General features: G+C 57.8%; 19 protein-coding genes and 1 tRNA gene. 13 read left to right on the plus strand and 7 right to left on the minus strand.

Features of this window, described 5'->3' with window-relative positions; all coding sequences use genetic code 11:
- Positions 1 to 366 precede the first annotated feature (366 nt).
- Positions 367 to 840, plus strand: coding sequence for an Rv1476 family membrane protein (locus tag HMPREF3153_RS05610; protein WP_070420266.1), 474 nt, complete (start codon positions 367 to 369; stop codon positions 838 to 840).
- A 1,279-nt stretch (positions 841 to 2,119) separates the two neighbouring features.
- Here the strand turns inward: HMPREF3153_RS05610 and HMPREF3153_RS12715 are convergent.
- Positions 2,120 to 2,275 (minus strand): hypothetical protein, encoded by a 156-nt coding sequence (locus HMPREF3153_RS12715; RefSeq protein ID WP_161799762.1) that lies wholly within the window; start codon positions 2,273 to 2,275, stop codon positions 2,120 to 2,122.
- A gap of 168 nt (positions 2,276 to 2,443) precedes the next feature.
- Between HMPREF3153_RS12715 and HMPREF3153_RS05615 the strand changes: the two genes are divergently transcribed.
- Both HMPREF3153_RS05615 and HMPREF3153_RS05620 read left to right on the plus strand, forming a co-directional pair.
- Positions 2,444 to 4,333 (plus strand): DIP1281 family NlpC/P60 protein, encoded by a 1,890-nt coding sequence (locus HMPREF3153_RS05615; protein ID WP_070420267.1) that lies wholly within the window; start codon positions 2,444 to 2,446, stop codon positions 4,331 to 4,333.
- A 30-nt stretch (positions 4,334 to 4,363) separates the two neighbouring features.
- Positions 4,364 to 5,455, plus strand: a complete 1,092-nt coding sequence (locus HMPREF3153_RS05620; protein WP_070420268.1) for a ferrochelatase — start codon at positions 4,364 to 4,366, stop codon at positions 5,453 to 5,455.
- 41 nt (positions 5,456 to 5,496) lie between these two features.
- Here HMPREF3153_RS05620 and HMPREF3153_RS05625 read toward each other — a convergent pair whose 3' ends face one another.
- Entirely contained in the window at positions 5,497 to 6,264 is a 768-nt protein-coding gene (locus HMPREF3153_RS05625; RefSeq protein WP_070420269.1) for a hypothetical protein, read from the minus strand.
- A gap of 33 nt (positions 6,265 to 6,297) precedes the next feature.
- Here HMPREF3153_RS05625 and HMPREF3153_RS05630 point away from each other — a divergent pair, with 33 nt between their 5' ends.
- Positions 6,298 to 7,140, plus strand: a complete 843-nt coding sequence (locus HMPREF3153_RS05630; protein ID WP_046645968.1) for a DUF3097 domain-containing protein — start codon at positions 6,298 to 6,300, stop codon at positions 7,138 to 7,140.
- Here the strand turns inward: HMPREF3153_RS05630 and HMPREF3153_RS05635 are convergent.
- Entirely contained in the window at positions 7,137 to 7,712 is a 576-nt protein-coding gene (locus HMPREF3153_RS05635) for a hypothetical protein (RefSeq protein ID WP_005531549.1), read from the minus strand. The two genes, HMPREF3153_RS05630 and HMPREF3153_RS05635, sit on opposite strands and share 4 nt — an antisense overlap.
- 98 nt (positions 7,713 to 7,810) lie before the next feature.
- Entirely contained in the window at positions 7,811 to 8,527 is a 717-nt protein-coding gene (locus tag HMPREF3153_RS05640) for a TVP38/TMEM64 family protein (RefSeq protein WP_070420270.1), read from the minus strand.
- Positions 8,528 to 8,711: 184 nt separating this feature from the next.
- Here HMPREF3153_RS05640 and HMPREF3153_RS05645 point away from each other — a divergent pair, with 184 nt between their 5' ends.
- Positions 8,712 to 9,386, plus strand: a complete 675-nt coding sequence (locus HMPREF3153_RS05645; protein ID WP_246817171.1) for a DedA family protein — start codon at positions 8,712 to 8,714, stop codon at positions 9,384 to 9,386.
- A gap of 427 nt (positions 9,387 to 9,813) precedes the next feature.
- On the opposite strand, the gene HMPREF3153_RS05655 is transcribed toward HMPREF3153_RS05645, so the two are convergent.
- Positions 9,814 to 9,899: transfer RNA gene (locus HMPREF3153_RS05655), tRNA-Leu, on the minus strand.
- Between the two features lie 226 nt (positions 9,900 to 10,125).
- On the opposite strand from HMPREF3153_RS05655, the gene HMPREF3153_RS05660 reads away from it, so the two are divergent.
- Both HMPREF3153_RS05660 and HMPREF3153_RS05665 read left to right on the plus strand, forming a co-directional pair.
- Positions 10,126 to 10,665, plus strand: a complete 540-nt coding sequence (locus HMPREF3153_RS05660; RefSeq protein ID WP_005531543.1) for a YbhB/YbcL family Raf kinase inhibitor-like protein — start codon at positions 10,126 to 10,128, stop codon at positions 10,663 to 10,665.
- Positions 10,666 to 10,676: 11 nt separating this feature from the next.
- Positions 10,677 to 11,138 (plus strand): hypothetical protein, encoded by a 462-nt coding sequence (locus tag HMPREF3153_RS05665; protein ID WP_246817172.1) that lies wholly within the window; start codon positions 10,677 to 10,679, stop codon positions 11,136 to 11,138.
- Between the two features lie 65 nt (positions 11,139 to 11,203).
- On the opposite strand, the gene HMPREF3153_RS05670 is transcribed toward HMPREF3153_RS05665, so the two are convergent.
- Together HMPREF3153_RS05670 and HMPREF3153_RS05675 are read right to left on the minus strand one after the other, a co-directional pair.
- Positions 11,204 to 12,316: a quinone-dependent dihydroorotate dehydrogenase gene (locus HMPREF3153_RS05670; RefSeq protein WP_070420272.1), complete on the minus strand. Its 1,113-nt coding sequence runs from the start codon at positions 12,314 to 12,316 to the stop codon at positions 11,204 to 11,206.
- 9 nt (positions 12,317 to 12,325) lie between these two features.
- On the minus strand, positions 12,326 to 13,366 hold the full coding sequence (locus HMPREF3153_RS05675) for a hypothetical protein (RefSeq protein ID WP_070420273.1): 1,041 nt from the start codon (positions 13,364 to 13,366) through the stop codon (positions 12,326 to 12,328).
- A 94-nt stretch (positions 13,367 to 13,460) separates the two neighbouring features.
- On the opposite strand from HMPREF3153_RS05675, the gene HMPREF3153_RS05680 reads away from it, so the two are divergent.
- From HMPREF3153_RS05680 to hisG, 6 genes are all read left to right on the plus strand, one after another.
- Positions 13,461 to 14,285, plus strand: coding sequence for an undecaprenyl-diphosphate phosphatase (locus tag HMPREF3153_RS05680; RefSeq protein WP_210385557.1), 825 nt, complete (start codon positions 13,461 to 13,463; stop codon positions 14,283 to 14,285).
- Between the two features lie 69 nt (positions 14,286 to 14,354).
- Positions 14,355 to 15,593 (plus strand): cysteine--1-D-myo-inosityl 2-amino-2-deoxy-alpha-D-glucopyranoside ligase, encoded by a 1,239-nt coding sequence (gene mshC, locus HMPREF3153_RS05685; protein WP_070420275.1) that lies wholly within the window; start codon positions 14,355 to 14,357, stop codon positions 15,591 to 15,593.
- A 24-nt stretch (positions 15,594 to 15,617) separates the two neighbouring features.
- Positions 15,618 to 16,001 (plus strand): hypothetical protein, encoded by a 384-nt coding sequence (locus HMPREF3153_RS05690; RefSeq protein WP_046645976.1) that lies wholly within the window; start codon positions 15,618 to 15,620, stop codon positions 15,999 to 16,001.
- Positions 16,002 to 16,017: 16 nt separating this feature from the next.
- On the plus strand, positions 16,018 to 16,725 hold the full coding sequence (locus HMPREF3153_RS05695) for an HAD family hydrolase (RefSeq protein ID WP_070420276.1): 708 nt from the start codon (positions 16,018 to 16,020) through the stop codon (positions 16,723 to 16,725).
- Between the two features lie 129 nt (positions 16,726 to 16,854).
- Entirely contained in the window at positions 16,855 to 17,118 is a 264-nt protein-coding gene (locus HMPREF3153_RS05700) for a phosphoribosyl-ATP diphosphatase (protein ID WP_070420277.1), read from the plus strand.
- A gap of 99 nt (positions 17,119 to 17,217) precedes the next feature.
- Positions 17,218 to 18,063, plus strand: coding sequence for an ATP phosphoribosyltransferase (gene hisG, locus HMPREF3153_RS05705; protein WP_070420278.1), 846 nt, complete (start codon positions 17,218 to 17,220; stop codon positions 18,061 to 18,063).
- Positions 18,064 to 18,156 lie beyond the last annotated feature (93 nt).

Genomic DNA, 18,156 nt, shown 5'->3' on the forward strand with positions numbered 1-18,156 from the left:
TTGTTGATAGAACAAATTGTTCCTTGCTTCTAGCCCTACCCGAACTGGAGCGCTTTAGCCCGCACCCTATACATCTATATATAAGGAACGAAACAAGCGCTGAATTTCAGGCACTAGAAGCGAGAAGAACGCGAAGGTTCAGAAACCAGTCTAATGGTTCAAACCGACGACTGTGTTAACTATAACAGTACGAGCGTTCTGTTTCATCATTTTAGGGGGACCGGCGCGTCACCCACCGAAATTTGGGCGCCGAGCGATAGTTTCAGTAATAGCAATCAAGCCATCGTGGGCGGCAAACCCGAGTAGCTCACGGCAGGCCCACTGGAGAATTCAGGAAAACGCTCGGCATAGGGGAGGGCAATCGCAATGATCCCAGAAGACGTCGACCTAGCAAACCTTTCCGACCAACTCAGTCAGGACGGCGTAGCGTTTAGCAATCCCCGCATCGCCAATGATCTAGAAATCCAGGAAGAGATCATTAAATCCCTCCATCCAGATCACGGTATCGCCGTAGTGGACAGTTTTTCGGCTAGCGCCGCTGACGCACGCGACATTGCACAAGATCTCCAGTCGGCGACTGGGCTCGATACTGTCATCGTTCAGACGCCGACCCATATCTCGGCCGTAAGCGATTCACTAACTCGGGCAAATACCGAAGCCGCCGAGCGAGCCATACCGAAGGGCCTCGATCAGACCTCCGTGTTGGAGCAGTTCTATTCCGGAACCGATCACTTCACCGTTCACTGGATGGCGATCATAGCCCTCGCTTTAGCCCTCGCCGGCGTCGCGGGATGGTCCGCCTATCGCGCGGCGAGCGCTACGCGGACGGCAATAAATTAGCCGCGAGGCATCTCAGAAAGAGACACCGCAGGATGTTTAAAACGGCTTAGTTTTGTTCGAAAAAATATAACACTAACCCGATTCAGACAGCCCTACGAGCACCCCTCACGAGACTCGGCCGACGCCTCCCATACTCATCCCGACGAGCAATCCACACGCCGAAACCAGTCCGGGAAACACACTTGAAAACGGCCCCAAAAATCCCCAACTTTTAAGGCTCGAACTACGCCCGGAACCCGATAGCCCTGCTACCAAGAGGGGTTCGACTTGAACTCCGAACCGCGATTCACGGCACCGGAGGCGTCTGTGAAATCGGCCATCAGGGCGACCCCAGCGCCCACAAAGGGGGCAGTGGGGAAGGGGTTTAGTCAACCACCCTGACTTGACGTGAGGTGGGGGAGGGGTGCGGGAGGGGCTTCAAGTGGCCAGTCAAGCCTTAGATGTGGCCAAAGTCACAGTCATGGGAATGTAACAAAATCGTTGCAGGTTGACCGCCGGTGTAACGCCCTGTGGCCCAGCGGGACGCATGTGAATTTTGAGCAAAGTGTGCGCCAGGGTGTGTCGGTGACGTATGGTTCCAGTATCGACTCACGGGTTGATTCTTGTTCCATACGTTCATGGGCCAAGCCTTGACTCTCAATCGAGTAGACACACGGGTATGTGGGGAAGCACGCCTCGAGTGGAAGCAGAAGGATTGAGGATCGCCGCCTGGTTCAGGAGGACGCAATGGAAGCTTCTTGATTGTTCGGCAATCGCATTCATTGGCTTAGGCCAACTCGAACAAAGCGATACAGGCGTGTCGCCAGATTTTCGAACACAGCGGAAGCGACAAGTTCAATCCCACGTAGCCGATTACAGTGTTCGAATTTTTCAAAATTAAAACACCCACATTCCGATTGGGGACTAGCGTCGCGCTCTTTCCCTGTCGCCGCCTTTTCGGGCATCGGTCGATGGAGACTATCGACGGGTTCTCGCTAAGGGGACGGCAGTACTGAGCCACAGCGAGTCACTCGTTAGGGTTCGCTTCGTGCGGACCGTTCAAGGTTCGTGGCTGCAAGACGGACAGCCCTCTCAGTGACACAAGGTGTCACGGTGTCGCGGCGTCCGGGAGGCCATGGATTTTAGAGCGGTTCATACGATTCGACGGCGAGAATGACGCGTAATGCAGTCCCGCGTTTGCCATAGCTATAGACCCCCTCATGGGAGGACTATCCAATAGGACAGGCGCCTTGAAGCTCATCGCGCGACACCGCGGCGCAGAGTCTTCCTTCACGCACTTTCACTTATGGCTGATGCGCTCGACAGTACCCTCTACTTTTATATCCGGCGCCAGGTACTCCTGGACGGTTGCGTAGAGAGCGCTGCGCTTGACGACGTCGATTTTCCTGACTTTGTGCGAATCAGTCAGGGGAGCAGGGTCCATAGACCACGACATGTTCGTCCTCGAGACCCATTAGTCCCGGGCATACCTATGCCAATTGCGACCAAGTTGCTGCCCCTCAACGGGTAGCAGCTGGCAGCTGCATAGGTTCTGCACGGGGATGTCTAGGTGAGATGCGAGTCGACAATCCAGGATTACGTGGGCGTCTAGGAGATACCTCTCGTGGCCACCACCTTCAAGTTTGGCTCTAGGCGTCTGAAGACGCTTCTAGCCACCGTCGCAACTACTGCGGCGTTGTCAACCGTTTCCACCATGACTCCCGCTGTTGCTCAGGAAGCAGCACCGGTAGACATCCAGTCCTTGCTGTCCTCTGATAACCCATCAATTGCGGACCTCGCCGGCGCCATCGCTTCCATCGAGGAGCAGGTTGCCAAAATTGAGGCCGAGATCGGCCTTCGTCGCGAGGACGTCAACCGCGCGCTCGTTGATCTCCAGGATGCGCGCACCGAAGCCGAGCAAGCCCGCCGCGGCACGACCACGGCACGCGGCGAACTCGACACCGCACAGTCCGACGTTGAACGGGCCCAGGCCAAGCTCAACGAACTGTCGCGTACCGCTTATCGCCGCGCCAACACCTCCGATGCAGTGTCTGCAGCAGCAGGCAACGACGCACGCGGAGACATGCTCGAGCGTCAGTCCTACTTGCGGACCCAAACCAAGGACCAGCAAGCAATCTTGGATCAGCTTGAGCGGGAGCGCACGGAAAAGGCGAACAAGGAGTCGCAGCTTCGCAAAACCCAGCAGTTGGCCGAGCAACGCGAAGTGCACGCTACTGAGGCCGAGGCAGCTGCACGTCAGACCCTGGAAGACAGCGCCTCCCGGGTCGAAGAATTCTCGTCCCAGCGTGAATCGCTCATGCAGCAGCACGCCAAGGTTCAAAAGGCACTAAATCAAGCCAAAGGGCTGGATTTAAGCGAGCAACCCGGTTTCAAGGGTGAAGATAACGTCAAGCTAAATAACTTGACCGAAGGTGCTGCAAACCAGACCACTGGTAAGCAATCCACCGACTCTCAAACTGCTCCCCAGACTCCTGACGCGACCCCACAGGCTGCGACCCCGGAGTCTGCACAATCGGCCACCGAGTCGGCGAACGAGTCTGCTGCTCAGCCCGGCACACAGTCTGCAACCGAATCCGCCACCACGACGGCATCCCAGGAGCACCCAAGTGCAGGGGCATCGGATGACAACAGCGGTTTTACTTCCGAGGAAACGGTAGAGCGTGAGTTCCACGCTGAGAAGTCCGGCAACCAGCTTTCTGCGAGCGACGTTCGGAAGGCTGCTCAAGCGGCCCAAGAGTTGTCCTCTGATCCAAACGTGCAGAAGCTCTCTTCTGACGGAATTTCCATGCAAGGTTCTTCCTTGGATTCCGGCTCACTGAAACTTGCAGCCACCGCTATTGGTGCGGCGGCAGCCATTGTTGGCGCCGCACAGCCTAACCACACTGGCTTAACCCAGGAAGAGCTCGACGCTTTCGCGCAGGGCTCTTCCCAGCTGGCCGCACTGCAAGGCTCCGGCAACACGAACACCGACGACGACTCCCTGACTGGCGAGGTCTCGGATGTCCTGGGTGGGTTGAAAACCACTGACGATGTCACTGAGGAAGCGACGAATGTTCTGGGCAATGCTGACCGTAACTCAAAGATTGAAGCGGTTATCGCTCGCGCCCAGTCCCAGATCGGAGTTCCTTATGCGTGGGGCGGCGGTGACGCGAATGGCCCGACCAAGGGCATCCGCGACGGCGGTGTTGCCGACTCTTACGGCGATTACAACAAGGTCGGCTTCGACTGTTCTGGCCTGACGCTCTACGCCTTCGCAGGCGCGGGCATTTCGCTTCCGCACTACACCGGTTACCAGTACCAGAAGGGTACCCAGGTCCCAGCTAGCCAAATGCAGCGCGGCGACCTTATCTTCTACGGACCTGGCGGCAGCCAGCACGTAGCTATCTATCTTGGCGACGGCACCATGATTGAGGCCCCTCAGTCTGGATCCAACGTTCAGATTTCTCCTGTGCGCCAATCCGGCATGGCCCCTAATGTCGTGCGCCTCCTCTAAGCCCCAGCCTTTGGTTGGTAAAGTTGGGGTATGACTGACGCACAACAGCATGCCCGCAGCTTCGACGCCCTCCTCGTTCTTTCTTTCGGTGGCCCGGAAGGAAACGAGGAGGTCGTTCCGTTTTTAGAGAATGTCACCCGCGGGCGGGGCATTCCACGCGAGCGCCTAGAAGTCGTAGGCGAGCACTATTTCCATTTCGGCGGAGTAAGTCCGCTGAATCAACTCAATCGCGAGATCATCGATCATGTCGAGACGGAGCTCAAAAAACGCGGACATAATCTACCGATCTACTTCGGAAACCGTAACTGGCATCCCTTTGGAACAGAAGCGGTTGAGCAGATGGCCGCAGACGGCGTCCGCAACGTAGCCGTCCTCGCCACCTCCGCTTGGGGCGGGTACTCCGCGTGCCGCCAGTACGACGAGGACATCGTCAAGCTGCGGGCACACCTCGAGGAGAAGGGCCTTCCGCAGATCGAGTTCACCAAGATCCGCCAATTCTTCGATCACCCCAAGTTCATCGGCGAAATGGCGCAGGCCGTCAAGGACGCCTATGCAAAGATCCCCGAGGGTAAGCAAGCGCGCATGCTGTTTACTGCCCACTCCGTACCCACCGCGCACGACAATGTCGGTGGTGGAGAAGGGGACAAGAACATCTACTCCCGCCAGGTCGCCGAGGCCTCGCGTCTCGTTGCCGAGGCCGCAGGTATCACCGATTATGACCTAGTTTGGCAGTCTCGTTCGGGCAGCCCGAAGACCCCTTGGCTCGAGCCGGACATTGTCGATCACACCACTGAAATCCATGAGAAGAACGGCGTCGACGCAGTGGTCGTCTGCCCAATCGGGTTCATTTCCGACCACATGGAGGTCGTATGGGACCTCGACACCGAGCTTCAGCAGGCTGCCGACGAAATGGGAGTAATCGTGGAGCGCACCCGCACCGCGGGCCCCACCGATGCCTTCTCGTCGATGGTTGTCGATCTCATCGAGGAGCTGGAGCAAGAAAAGCCATGGGAGTCCCTAGGCGATGTCACCGTTCAGGGCTGCACCGTCAACGGCGCACCTTGCGCTGAAGGCTGCTGCGACATTTGGTCGCTTCGCAAGCCTGCAGCCGCTGCCAAGTAGCATCCACCCTTAGAAGCATTGCCCGTTGAAGCCTTCCGGTTTCAGCGGGCAAAGTCAGTTAACGCATAGGACACACCCGCCATGCGAGCTTGCCTAATATGTCGCCACAGTGCCAAAAGATGATGGTCGAGGCTGTGGTCAGCCATTCGCTCGGTCACCGTTTCGATGATTGCGCCGACGCGATCCGCACGGGCAAACAATTTCGCAGCGCGCGGTGGCACCGATTCCGGCAAGCCAGGAGTGTCGTAGAAGTCACTGAGGGACCCCACGGCAAGACGCGGATTATGTAGCGCATCTGTGGAATAACCGCCGGCCTCGATGAGAGTGGCGGCCTGGTTGGTCGCCTGGCTCAGCAATGCGTCGGCCTCGCCGGGGCTTAACCACGAGGGTGCGGGCAGTGGAAGAGTCTCCTCATAGAGCTTCCAGCTGGTACTGGTGTTGCCATAGTGGGGGATGAGAACTAAGTGACGGCTTGGATCATTGGTGCGCACCACGATTGCGCCCTCAGCGCTTTCCGACGCCGCCTTCCACGACTCCGAACCCGCCGGCAATGCCGGTGACTCGCCAGGACCCGAGAGGATGAGTCTAAAGACGGGCTCGCGCTGTTGTGCCGCGATGAGTTCTGAAGTTTCGGTCCGCAAGGTTGAAAGGAGCTCGATGAAGGGCTCCTCATTTTCCATCGCCTGCATCCCTCCGAGCTCTTGCAGCGCATCCAGAAGATCATCTGTCGACTCATATCCCCACAGCCATGTTCCCAACCAGACGGCAGTATTTTGTAAAGGAGACCAAACCTCGGCGCGCATATCCATGGCCAGAAAGTTTAATGGATAGACTTTCTCCCCATGAGTATCGATCCATATGGCGGCGACATTTTTGCAGGTCACAAACGGACACAGAAGAAGGAGTATCCCAAGGTCCCAGCCGAGCCGGGGCTCGTCGTGGAAGTCCGCGGCGACGACTTTGTTGGCGCGGTGATGGGAGTCGACAAGACCGTCTATGGCCCCGTGGTCCGCCTCGAGGATCGGCGAGGCAATGAGCGTGTCTTCAATTTGGTCGAAGGTGGTTTTCTCCTCGAAGGCCAGCCTGTCACACTGACGCGTTATGTGGAAAAGCAGGCTCCGCAAAAGTCCAACTCCGGCTCGCGCCGCGTTAGTAACGTTGAGGCCAAGGTTGCTGCGCCCTCGCGCATCTGGGTCGAGGGTATCCACGACGCAGCTATCGTAGAGAAAGTCTGGGGTCACGACCTGCGAGTAGAAGGCGTTGTTGTCGAGTACCTCGAAGGTCTCGACAACCTCGAGGAACGACTCGCCGAATTCCAGCCAGGTCCTGGTCGCAGGGTCGGAGTTCTGGCGGATCACCTAGTAGAGGGGTCCAAAGAAACTCGCCTAACGCAGACAGTAGGAGAGCACGTGCTCGTCACTGGCCACCCGTTCATCGACATTTGGGCTGCGGTAAAGCCCGAGCGGCTAGGCCTGCGGGCATGGCCCGAGGTTCCCTACGGGGAAGACTGGAAGACTGGAATCTGTCAGCGTGTGGGCTGGTCCGACCCGAAGGAGGGCTGGAGCCGTGTCTACACTGCTGTGAATTCCTTCCGCGACCTCGACTCCACTCTCATCGGTGCGGTGGAAAGACTCGTCGACTTCGTCACCACGCCAGAGCTCACGAAGGCTGATCTGGGCTACTAAGAAGGAGTGTTGGCGCGCTCGATGACGTGTACTGCAAGTTGCCAGCCAGCCATCTCAGCAGCCCAACCGGCAGCTTGCAGGCGCTGCGACATCGCTTGCTTAGAGATTCCCAGCTCTTCAGCTGCTTCGTTCTGGTTGAGACCCGCGCGAACTAGCGACGTCGCCTCGCGGCCTTCCATGGTGCGCTTGTGGAGGACAAAGCCGAGAAGCGCAAAGGTTGCGGCAATGTCGGCGGCTTCGGAAGCGCGACCACGCTTGCTTACTTTGGCGTAGACCTGTCCCGCGCGGGCCGATCCCTTAAGTGCGCCGGTGGCGACCTCACGCGCTGCTTCTTCGTCGCCAGTCAAACCTGGAGAGACTCCGATGCCGATGGCCCAGTCGCCGTCGGCAAGCAATGCCATGACAACGTCACATACTGAAGACGCTGAGTAAGCAACTGCACAGATGTCCTCAACGCCGAGGACCTGGAACTCGCCGACGCCGTCCAATGTTGACAGCGCGGAAGCAGAGCGCTGAACCAATTCAGCGCGGCGAACCGAACGGCCGCGGTAACGTGCGTGTACAGCGAGCATGCTGCCTCCTCAAATAGTTCAACGAGTAACTGTTTGCACTTCAGCATAGTCGCCAAAATCTATATAGGAAACTTGACCCTGCGCCTCCGGCGGAGGATTTAAGGACGTTGCGGCAGTTTGGAGTCTAGGACTAATCCGCCGATACCCAGGACCGCGAGAATGGCCATGGCAACGAAAAGCCACGGTTCGGATTTGCCGGTGAGGGCGTCGCCGAAGAATACACCTAGGGCAGTGGTGGGAATCGAACCGATCAGTGTCGCAAGCGTAAATTGCCCGACGGGGATGGGCGTCAATGCGGCTACATAGTTGAGGATGGAGAAGGGGACACCGGCCACCATTCTGAGGCTGGCGATGGCGAGCCACCCGCGCCTTTCCAGCCGCGAATTGATCTTGAAGACAGCAGGGTGGGAGAGGTGAGGTCGGATCCAGTCACCGAGGAGCCAGCGAACCAGCAGGAGCGAAATCATCGCCGAGAGTGTCAGGGCGAGGAGAGATAGGCCGAGGCCGAACCACGCCCCGAACAAGACGCCAGCCGCCACGGTCCAAATGGTGCGGGGCAGCGGAAACTGCGTAAATATGACATAACCTAGAACAAAGGCAACGACAAACCAGGGCCCAAGGCTCTCCGCCCAGGAACGTAGGTCGGCGATGTCGGGGACGTCGACAAGCAATGCTGCGACCACAATGGCGATGATCGCTCCGAGAACCATCGCCCACCGGGTCATCGACCAACTGCGGATGGCTGAAAGCGCGGACTTGGACAGTTCCGCGAGAAAGGCTCCGAAAGTGCGCAGCCATCCTAGAAATTGGGTCATAGGCTAAAACAGTAGCGCTCGGAACTCGCGATGTGGAATTGGGTTACCTGTGGCTAGGCTGTGTTGATCACGACAATTTGCAGTGAAATCGCACGTCGAGCTAGGAGATGGGCGAGCTGCAGACGATACTAGAAGGCGGTTACTCGCGCTGCGGCCTGCAGCGCCTTATTTTTTGGAGAATCGAGTGGACACAATTTCCAATCTCTTGTCCTATATGGACGCCGAAACCCTTTTGGAAGCCTTTGGCCCTTGGGTTATTGCCGGCATTGGCATCGTCGTGTTTATTGAGTCCGGCGTGCTATTCCCGTTCCTACCGGGCGACTCACTGCTGGTTACCGCAGCTATCCTGCGCGAGCAGCTCGATGTCAATATTTGGACACTGCTTGCTGTAGGAATTGTTGCGGCCATTTTGGGTGACCAAGTGGGTTACTACCTGGGACACCGATTCGGCCGTCGACTCTTCAAGGACGACGCGAAGGTTCTTAAGACCGAGCACTTGCAGTCGGCGGAGGAGTTCTTTGAGAAGCACGGCCCAGTAGCTTTGATCTTGGGCCGCTTTGTGCCGATTGTACGCACCTTTATCCCAGTTGCTGCCGGTACTGCGGAAATGCCGTACAAGAACTTCGTGGGCTGGAACGTCTCTGGCGCAATTGCCTGGGTGGTCTCCATGAATCTGGTCGGTGTGTTCTTGGGCAACATTCCGGGCATCGCAGATTCTATCGAGAAGATCATGCTGCTGATTATTAGCTTGTCTGTTCTCCCGATCGTGGTGAAGTACGTCTTGGACCGTTTCAAGGCGACCAAGGAGCCGAAGGTAGCGGCGCTCAATCCTGATGCCGCGGAGCCTGGGACCGTATAAAGCAACATTGAGGCCGGAGGGCCGCCAGCACCAGCAAAATTCAGCGCCTGTTCCCAAGCTTGGGGATGGGCGCTTTCTTTGTGGCGGCCGCCCGGTGCAGTGATGCGCTGTGGCGGTGCGATGTGCGTAGTTGACAACGAAAGCGTCAGTTTTGCGTTCACAGAGGCTCTCGTTGGCAGTTATGCAGATCCAGCGGGCAAAGCAGGACGCCGCGGAGCCGGCACCTGCCACAAACACGACGCAAGGCCCTGCACATCGCGCCGAGGCCCGACGGCAGAAGCTGAAACGTGCACAACTGACAACGAAGCCCACCGGTTCTGCCCTGGACGCGGCTTCCTCGTCAGTTACGCAGATCGACCAGGGGCTAAGTGGCAAAACGAAAAGTGTCGCGACACCGTAGGAACGATGTCGCGAGACTTCACAATTGTGCCCGAGGGGGGACTTGAACCCCCACGTCCGTTAATAGGACACTAGCACCTCAAGCTAGCGCGTCTGCCATTCCGCCACCCGGGCTGGGTGTTTTTCAGCCTCTCGGCTGGGCACTCGAATACTGTAGCGCGAAACGCCGCACATAAACAAATCGGCTGGACAAAGGGTAAAAAATGTACTTCTTATGACTCTTAATCAAAGATGAAAACACATCAATGTAAGCATGACACTGGCCGGAGTCTCCCATAGTCTCCGGAGGGTGATGCCCGCCCCATCGACAGCAAGGTGTGACCTCAGGTACAACTGGATTATGACTTCATACACAAATGACTCCCGTTTCCCTGGCCCAGATCCATATGCGCCGCTCAAGGACCTGCCATCCTTCACGTTGACCTCGACCGATATCACCCAGGGCGAAGAAATCGAAGCGCGATTCCGCGCACCGGAGGATATCTCCCCGCAGCTTGCGTGGAGTGGAGCACCAGAAGGCACCAAGTCCTACGCCGTTACGTGCTTCGACCCTGATGCCCCAACTGCCTCAGGCTTCTGGCACTGGGCTGCATTTAACATTCCGGCCCACATCACCGAGCTTCCTACCGGCGCTGGTTCGGCTGAAGACCTTGGCATCGAGGGCGTCGTCAGCCTGCGCGGCGACTCGGGCAAAAAGACCTACTACGGCCCCAACCCGCCGGCCGGACATGCACCGCACCGTTACCTCTACGTGGTTCATGCGGTGGACGTCGAGAAACTTGACATCGACCCAGAGTCCACCCCAACTGTGCTGGGCTTTAACCTAAACTTCCACGCAATTGGCCGTGCCATTACCTGGGGTTGGTACGAGACCACTTAGTATTTCTTTCTATGAGCCACAAGCATTCACCCATCGAAGGAACCGCCGGAAACAATCGACCCGCAGGCGAGCCTGCCAAGGATAACGCCGAGGGCGTGACAATTCCTTTGGCATGGCGTGTTGGCGGTGCCTTTTCAGCACTGGCCTTCGTGCTCGTGTTGCTGGGGGTTCTCGCCATCGTCAACGACGGATTCGGCGTCCCCTTCGAGTGGACGTGGAACGTGGTGTTCATTGTTTTCGCTGCGATCTTGGTCGGCGCATTCAGCACGGTTCGCAAAGACCAGAAGGGCAGCCGCACCCAGCTCATCGCCCTGGTTATCGCGCTCATCGCCATCGTGGCGGGCCGCTTCATGCCCACCGAGCCGCTTATGGTCACTGGCCAGCCGCTCGTATTCGCTTACTTTGTCGGCGCATTGCTGTGTGCCTTCATCATTAGGCGCACCGCCATGACCAAGGTCCCACCACAGCAGTAGCGGCAAGAATAGCGTCCCTGCCTCAGCTAAAGGAATCGAGGCAGGGACGCTTTTATTTTTGGGGCTTAGCTCTTCCAAGGCAGCCCAGAGCCGACTGCCTCAGAGATGTTGCGCAAGCCGTGCGCATGAATCTGCTGCGCGATTCCACGGTGGATGTCCCGGATCCAGTCCGGGCCACCGTAGATGAGTCCGGTGTAGCCCTGTAGGAGGGAAGCACCCGCTGCGATGCGTTGCCAGGCCTGTTCAGGGGTCTCAATTCCGCCTACAGAAACAAGCACCAATTTATCGCCGACGCGCTCGTGCAGTCGATTTAGAACTTCCAGGGAACGAGCTGCCACAGGAGGGCCGGAGACGCCACCAGCGCCCATCGCGGCAACTTTATCGGCTGGGGTCTTGAGCCCCTCACGGGAGATGGTGGTGTTGGTTGCCACGATGCCCGCCAAGCCAAGCTCAACGGCCATGTCTGCCACGGCGTCAACGTCCTCATCAGAAAGGTCCGGGGCAATCTTGACCAGAACGGGGGAAGAGGTGGATTCCTGAACCGCAGCCATGATCGGACGCAGGGACTCGACCGCTTGAAGGTCACGCAGGCCCGGGGTGTTCGGCGAAGAAACGTTGACCACGAGGTAGTCGGCCAAGTCGCCAAGAACGGAAGCAGACTGGCGGTAGTCCGCTACGGCTTCTTCAGCCGGAGTCACCTTGGTCTTGCCTATGTTGATACCAATGACGTCAGAGGTCTTTCGAGCACGTAGGTGCCGTGCCGCCGCAGCGGCACCCTCGTTGTTAAAGCCCATGCGGTTGAGAATGCCTCGGTCTGCCTTCAAACGGAACAGGCGAGGGGATGGGTTACCAGGCTGTGCCTTCGCAGTCACGGTGCCTAGCTCCGCGTAGCCGAAGCCCACGCCGCTCCAGGTATCCGCCGCGGTTGCATTCTTATCGAAGCCAGCTGCCAAACCCAGCGGGCGCGGGAAGGTAACTCCAAATACTTCCTGCGAGAGGACCGGATCATTTACCGGTACAATCTTGTGCAGACCACGGTGCAAGAAGGGCGCTTTCTGCAGACCGCTGACGGCACCGATCATGATGAGGTGGATACGCTCTGGCGAAAGTTTGAACATGCCCTTCAGGGCAAGCTGATACGCCGCTTTGCGGGCCTTATGGACACGTGTTTGTTGCATTTTGGGGTCCTACTTCACGTCAGGATCGGAAATGAATTGGATGCCGTCACCTGTGGCTGAGGCGGTGACGAGGGTGGCGTCGTCAAGCACGGCGATGTTTTGCGCATCAGCGACAGTGTCTACGCTACCTTTAGCCATCGGCACTCCGGATTCGATCGAGAACGCATGTGCCTTCCCGGTATCGGTGGTGGTCACCCATGCCAGCTTGCGAGCAGGGTCCCAGGCCACGGCCCAAGGGGTGCCGTCGACGTTGCCGTACTGGTGGAGGCGGATTACGTCGTCCGCGGTATAGACCGCCAGGCGCTTGCCGGAGGTGTCGGAGCCGAGGACAATCGCGCCCTCACCAACCGCAATCTGGCCGATGCCTTGACCCGCACGCAAACGGCCGCCCGCACGATCTTTCTCCCAGTCGATGGACTGAATCGTGGAGTCAGCGCGCAGAATTCGAACCACGTTATCGGTGCCGTCGAGATTCGGAACGGCCAACAGCTGATCTGAGCCTTCCTCGACCTTGATCTCGCGGTCGCGCTTGCCATCGACGTAAATGCCCACGGCGTTGGACTCGTGGGAACCGACGAAGAGCTCGCCCGAGGAAAGCTGCGTGGCCACGGTGACCGGAGTTTCTTCTTCCATGGCGACCTCTTCAGGCGCTTCCGGCTTGGCGGGGTCAATCAGCAAGACCTTGTCGCCGCACGCGAGGACAAAGCCTTGCTCGGAAGAGCTAAGGTCGCCGCACTTCTCATCGATGGCGACCTTCTTCGGGGAACCGCCTAGGAAGTCCTTCTGGGAGCCAACCAAAAGTTCTGCCTTGGTCCGCGCTGCAATGGTATCGCCATGAGCGGCCAAGTCAACGACATCCGCATCAACTTGGGCGAGCTTGCCAGCGGGTTTGCCGGCAGACGAGGAACTCGGCGCCGGGGTAGCGTTTGCCTTCAGAGCCGAGTCAGGATCTCCTCCGACTCCCGTTTCCGGCTGACATGCACTCAACGCGAGAGTGCTAATGGCCAGCGCTAGAGGCATCAATTTCTTTGTCTTGGCCTGTGCTTTCACGATTGTTTATCGTAGCAGCCAGCGTGGGTAAATCCCGAAGTGTGCCGCGGTATGTATGCTCTCCCGAGTGAATACCGCAGCAGCAACAGACGCAATGTCCTGGATCCAGGTCATTGTCCTATCCATCGTCCAAGGCCTCACGGAGTTTCTACCCGTGAGCTCCTCCGGGCACCTTCGCATCATCTCAGAGCTCTTCTGGGGCGAGGATGCAGGTGCTTCCTTTACCGCAGTCATTCAGCTGGGTACTGAAGCAGCCGTCTTGGTCTACTTTGCCGGCATGATTTGGCAAATTATCACCGGCTGGTTCCGCGGACTTTTCAACAAGGAGCAGCGGGGCCAGGACTATCGGATGGGGTGGATGGTCATCGTCGGCTCCATTCCGATCGGCATCTTGGGCGTTGTTGGTAAAGACCTGATTCGCGATAACCTCCGCAACCTGTGGATTACCGCCGCCATGCTCATCATCTTCTCCTTCGTGTTCATCGCGGCCGAACGGGTGGGCAAGAAGGAGCGCGGTTTCGACGAGCTTACGATGAAAGATGCCGTGGTCATGGGCCTATGCCAGTGCCTTGCGCTCATCCCAGGTGTCTCGCGCTCCGGCGGTACCATTTCGGGCGGCCTTTTCTTGGGCTTGGACCGTGAGGTCGCCACGCGCTTTAGCTTCCTGCTCGCTATTCCTGCTGTGCTGGCCTCGGGGCTTTTCTCGCTTGGCGACGCCTTTGGCCCCTCCGTCGGCCAGTCCGCCACTGGCGCGCAGTTGTTGGTGGGCACGCTCATCGCCTTCGCCATTGGCTATGCTTCCATTGCCTGGTTACTGAAGTTCGTGGGCAACCACTCCTTCGAGTGGTTCGCTGCGTACCGCATCCCAGTGGGCATTCTGGTGATGATTCTGCTGGCGCTCGGCGTCCTGCAGCCTTAGGAGGATTTACTTCATGCCTAATGCATCTGAACGTGCATTAGGTGCGGGTGCGGGGCTACGATAGACCGCATGCATTCTTGGCCCACACCCCGCGTTGATACTGTTCCCGGGAAACCTCACGCACTGCATCTTTACGATTCTGCGGATGAAACCATCCGCAAGGTAGAGGTCAGCGGCGAAACTGCCACCATGTACGTCTGTGGCATCACCCCCTACGATTCGACGCACTTGGGCCACGCAGCGACCTACCTGACGTTCGACTTGGCTTACCGCCAGCTGCTGGATAACGGCTACCAGGTGCACTACGTCCAGAACATCACCGACGTTGATGACCCACTGTTCGAGCGCGCTGAGCGCGACGGAGTGGACTGGCGTGAACTGGGGACCTCGCAGATCAATTTGTTCCGCTCCGACATGGAGCTTCTTTCCGTTTTGCCGCCGCAGGATTACGTGGGCGCAATGGAAGCCATCGATGAAGTCACTGAGATGGTGAGCAAGCTTATCGACGCCGGCGCGGCTTACGTGGTCGATGATCCTGAGTTCCCCGACGTTTATGCCTCGATCGACGCCACTAAGAACTTTGGCTACGAGTCCAACTACACCGCAGCCGAGATGGCGGAATTCTTTGCCGCACGCGGCGGTGATCCCGATCGCCCCGGCAAGCGCAACCCGTTGGATGCATTGGTTTGGCGCGCGCACCGCGAAGGCGAGCCTGCCTGGGATTCTCCCTTTGGCCCGGGCCGTCCTGGTTGGCACATCGAGTGCTCTGCTATTGCGACCAACCGCCTAGGCGCTTCTTTTGATATCCAAGGTGGCGGTAGCGACCTGAAGTTCCCGCACCATGAGTTCTCCGCAGCCCATGCTGAAGCGGCCCTTGGGGTAGAGCGCATGGCCCAGGTTTATGTCCACACCGGCATGATTGGCCTCGACGGCGTCAAGATGTCGAAGTCGCTGGGCAACCTGGTTTTCGTTCACAAGTTGGTGGAAGCAGGCGTTGATCCTTCCGCGATCCGTCTCGGTGTCTTCGCAGGCCACTACCGTGCTGAACGCGACTGGTCCGATGAGGTCCTAGAACAGGCAAATGAGCGCCTCGGAGTATGGCGCGATGCGCTGCAGAACCCGGGTTCTCTCGAAGTTGCGCAGGAGCTCGTGGACGCAATCCGCAGGGCACTGGCCAACGACTTGGACACCCCAGCTGTACTTGCGGCCGTTGACGCGTGGGCATCTGCAGATCGCGGCGCGAACAACGACGAGGCTGGGGAGCTCATCCGCACCGCACTTGATTCGCTGCTTGGCGTGCGGGCCTAGGGAACTTAAGGCAGAATTCACTGCATGAGCATTCGCGTAGATTTTCAGCCCAACATTGATGAGTTCATCAGCAACCTAGAGTCTTTTGCCACCGGCAGCTACCTCAAAGAGGACGAGAAGGAATTCTGGGAAGCGCCTTTCGATGCAGCAGCGTTGCCGGAGCTGCGCACCATTGTGGAGAAGCTTTTCGACGACCTCGATGCATTGCCGGACGATCCTGATGGCCCGACTTTGACGGCTGTGATCAACCGCTCCGTCGAGGAACTCGGCGCCTTCAACCGCAAGAATGCTGACGCTATCTTGGAGCCGGAGGAGAAGGAAGAGCTCACTGAACTGATCTACAACGCGTCCGCCGCCACGGGCGCTGACGACGATGTCCTTTCTCAACTTCCAGAGCTCGATTTCTAGGACACATTCACTCTTTATGAACCCTCCTAACCACGCTATCCGTCCCGCTGCCATCTTTTGGGACATGGACGGAACGCTGACCAATTCCGAGCCATTGTGGGCGGAGGCGACGCTTTATCTGTCGAGCCTTTTGGGCCACGAAATGACGCACGAGGAGCGCTTGGCCACAGTCGGTGCCACTTTTGAGACGACGCTAGATATCTGCGCAGGCTTGGCTGGGGTAGAGGTTGCCCCACATGAAGTCGAGCGTTACCGCATGGCGATGTTCGACTATGTAAAAGGCCTCTTCCACGGCAATCTCAAAATCTTCCCTGGTGTGCCGGAGCTGTTGCGCGAGCTCCACGCCGACGGGATTCCGATGATGGTCACCACCAATACGGAACGCTATGTGGCTGGCTCCGCTATCGCTGAGTTGGGCGAGCACTTCTTCGTGGACACGATCTGTGGCGACGAAGTACCCACAGGCAAACCGGCCGCGGACATGTATGTCGAAGCGGCCCGTCGATTGGATTTGGACCCGCGTGACTGTTTGGTCTTCGAGGATTCGGCCGCAGGTATGCGCGCCGCAGTTGGCGCGGGGTGCACGGTCATTGGTCTCCCGGAAGACAATCGCGTGGAGGTCCCAGAAGAGGTTGTGGAAATATCCTCCCTGCATAATTCTCGCCACTTGCACGGCGTGGGCGCCGCTGACATTTATGCGTGGTTTGCGCAGATTCGAAGCTAGACGCCACATAAGTACGCCGTTGATGCAGGTAGGTCAAGCCCTCACAAATAGGGTAGTGCTAGCTCCAGAAGAGATTCTTTAAACACCAATCGCGACATTGTATGCGTATCTGTGGAAGAATAGGCAACCGTGAAGAATTTTGAGTCGCTTTTTGCTGAACTGTCCGAGAAGGTTGCCGCCCACCAAGAGGGTTCCGGCACCGTAGAAGCATTCGACAAGGGCGTCCATCATCTTGGCAAGAAGATCATCGAGGAAGCTGGCGAAGTCTGGATTGCTTCCGAATATCAGTCGGACGAAGAACTCGCTGAAGAAATGTCTCAGCTCATCTACTGGACTCAGGTCATGATGCTCAAGCGCGGTCTGAAGCCAGAAAACATTTACAAGTATCTGTAAACGCGTTTCCCGTAACGTCATCCCATTAACTTAAGACTCCCACCGCTCTCTGATTGCTAACGCAGCAAGAGTGATGCGGCTTATTGCGAAGGTTCCATCATGATCAAGATTGCCGTCCCTAATAAGGGTTCACTGTCAGAGGCAGCAGTAGAGATTCTGGCCGAAGCAGGCTACAAAGGCCGCGGCCATAACAAAGCCCTTAACATCGTCGACGAGGCGAACGACGTTGAGTTTTTCTTCCTCCGCCCCAAAGACATCGCTATTTACGTCGCACAAGGTGTATTAGACCTTGGCATCACTGGCCGCGACCTTGCCCGAGACTCCAAGGCTAAGTTCAACGAGGTCCTCGACTTGGGCTTTGGAACTTCGACCTTCCGCTATGCCTCCCGCCAAGGCGAAAACTGGACGGTTGAGAAGCTCGCTGGAAAGCGCATTGCTACCTCGTACCCGAACTTGGTTCGTGACGACTTAAAGACTCGCGGCATTGAGGCCGAGGTCATTCGCCTCGACGGCGCGGTAGAGATCTCCATTCACCTAGGCGTCGCCGATGCGATCGCTGACGTTGTCTCGACAGGCACCACCTTGCGACAGCAGGGGCTCGAGCCATTTGGCGAGCCAATTATCACCTCTGAAGCAGTGGTGATTAAGCGCGAGGGACAGGAAGTCACGCCTGCCGAGCAAGTAGTACTCAGCCGCATCCAAGGTATTTTGCACGCACGTAACTACTTGATGATTGACTACAACGTTTCGACGGATGATCTCGATGCCGCATCCGCAGTTACGCCAGGACTCACCGGCCCGACCGTATCTCCGCTAGCTCGCGAGAACTGGGTAGCGGTCCGCGCAATGGTCCCACGCAAGGAGGCAAACCACATCATGGACAAGCTATCTGCGCTGGGCGCCGAAGCCATTTTGGCTTCCGATCTCCGTATCGCCCGCTTTTAGGGGTAATTATTAGATTTATCCCATAGATCGGGCACCCATACGGCGGGGCTGGCTACGATGGGCGTTGAGTTTACTCACCCTTTCATCGTTCAA

Source organism: Corynebacterium sp. HMSC06C06 (genome assembly GCF_001807295.1).
Taxonomy (GTDB): Bacteria; Actinomycetota; Actinomycetes; order Mycobacteriales; family Mycobacteriaceae; genus Corynebacterium; species Corynebacterium striatum.

Coding starts and splice junctions, on each gene's coding strand:
- HMPREF3153_RS05670 (WP_070420272.1), bottom strand. CDS start 12,316: ATGCAACAAACACGTGTCCATAAGGCCCGCAAAGCGGCGTATCAGCTT.
- hisG (WP_070420278.1), top strand. CDS start 17,218: ATGATCAAGATTGCCGTCCCTAATAAGGGTTCACTGTCAGAGGCAGCA.
- HMPREF3153_RS05665 (WP_246817172.1), top strand. CDS start 10,677: ATGAGCCACAAGCATTCACCCATCGAAGGAACCGCCGGAAACAATCGA.
- HMPREF3153_RS05630 (WP_046645968.1), top strand. CDS start 6,298: ATGAGTATCGATCCATATGGCGGCGACATTTTTGCAGGTCACAAACGG.
- HMPREF3153_RS05695 (WP_070420276.1), top strand. CDS start 16,018: ATGAACCCTCCTAACCACGCTATCCGTCCCGCTGCCATCTTTTGGGAC.
- HMPREF3153_RS05625 (WP_070420269.1), bottom strand. CDS start 6,264: ATGGATATGCGCGCCGAGGTTTGGTCTCCTTTACAAAATACTGCCGTC.
- HMPREF3153_RS05660 (WP_005531543.1), top strand. CDS start 10,126: ATGACTTCATACACAAATGACTCCCGTTTCCCTGGCCCAGATCCATAT.
- HMPREF3153_RS05620 (WP_070420268.1), top strand. CDS start 4,364: ATGACTGACGCACAACAGCATGCCCGCAGCTTCGACGCCCTCCTCGTT.
- HMPREF3153_RS05690 (WP_046645976.1), top strand. CDS start 15,618: ATGAGCATTCGCGTAGATTTTCAGCCCAACATTGATGAGTTCATCAGC.
- HMPREF3153_RS05635 (WP_005531549.1), bottom strand. CDS start 7,712: ATGCTCGCTGTACACGCACGTTACCGCGGCCGTTCGGTTCGCCGCGCT.
- HMPREF3153_RS12715 (WP_161799762.1), bottom strand. CDS start 2,275: ATGTCGTGGTCTATGGACCCTGCTCCCCTGACTGATTCGCACAAAGTC.
- mshC (WP_070420275.1), top strand. CDS start 14,355: ATGCATTCTTGGCCCACACCCCGCGTTGATACTGTTCCCGGGAAACCT.
- HMPREF3153_RS05610 (WP_070420266.1), top strand. CDS start 367: ATGATCCCAGAAGACGTCGACCTAGCAAACCTTTCCGACCAACTCAGT.
- HMPREF3153_RS05640 (WP_070420270.1), bottom strand. CDS start 8,527: ATGACCCAATTTCTAGGATGGCTGCGCACTTTCGGAGCCTTTCTCGCG.
- HMPREF3153_RS05680 (WP_210385557.1), top strand. CDS start 13,461: ATGTCCTGGATCCAGGTCATTGTCCTATCCATCGTCCAAGGCCTCACG.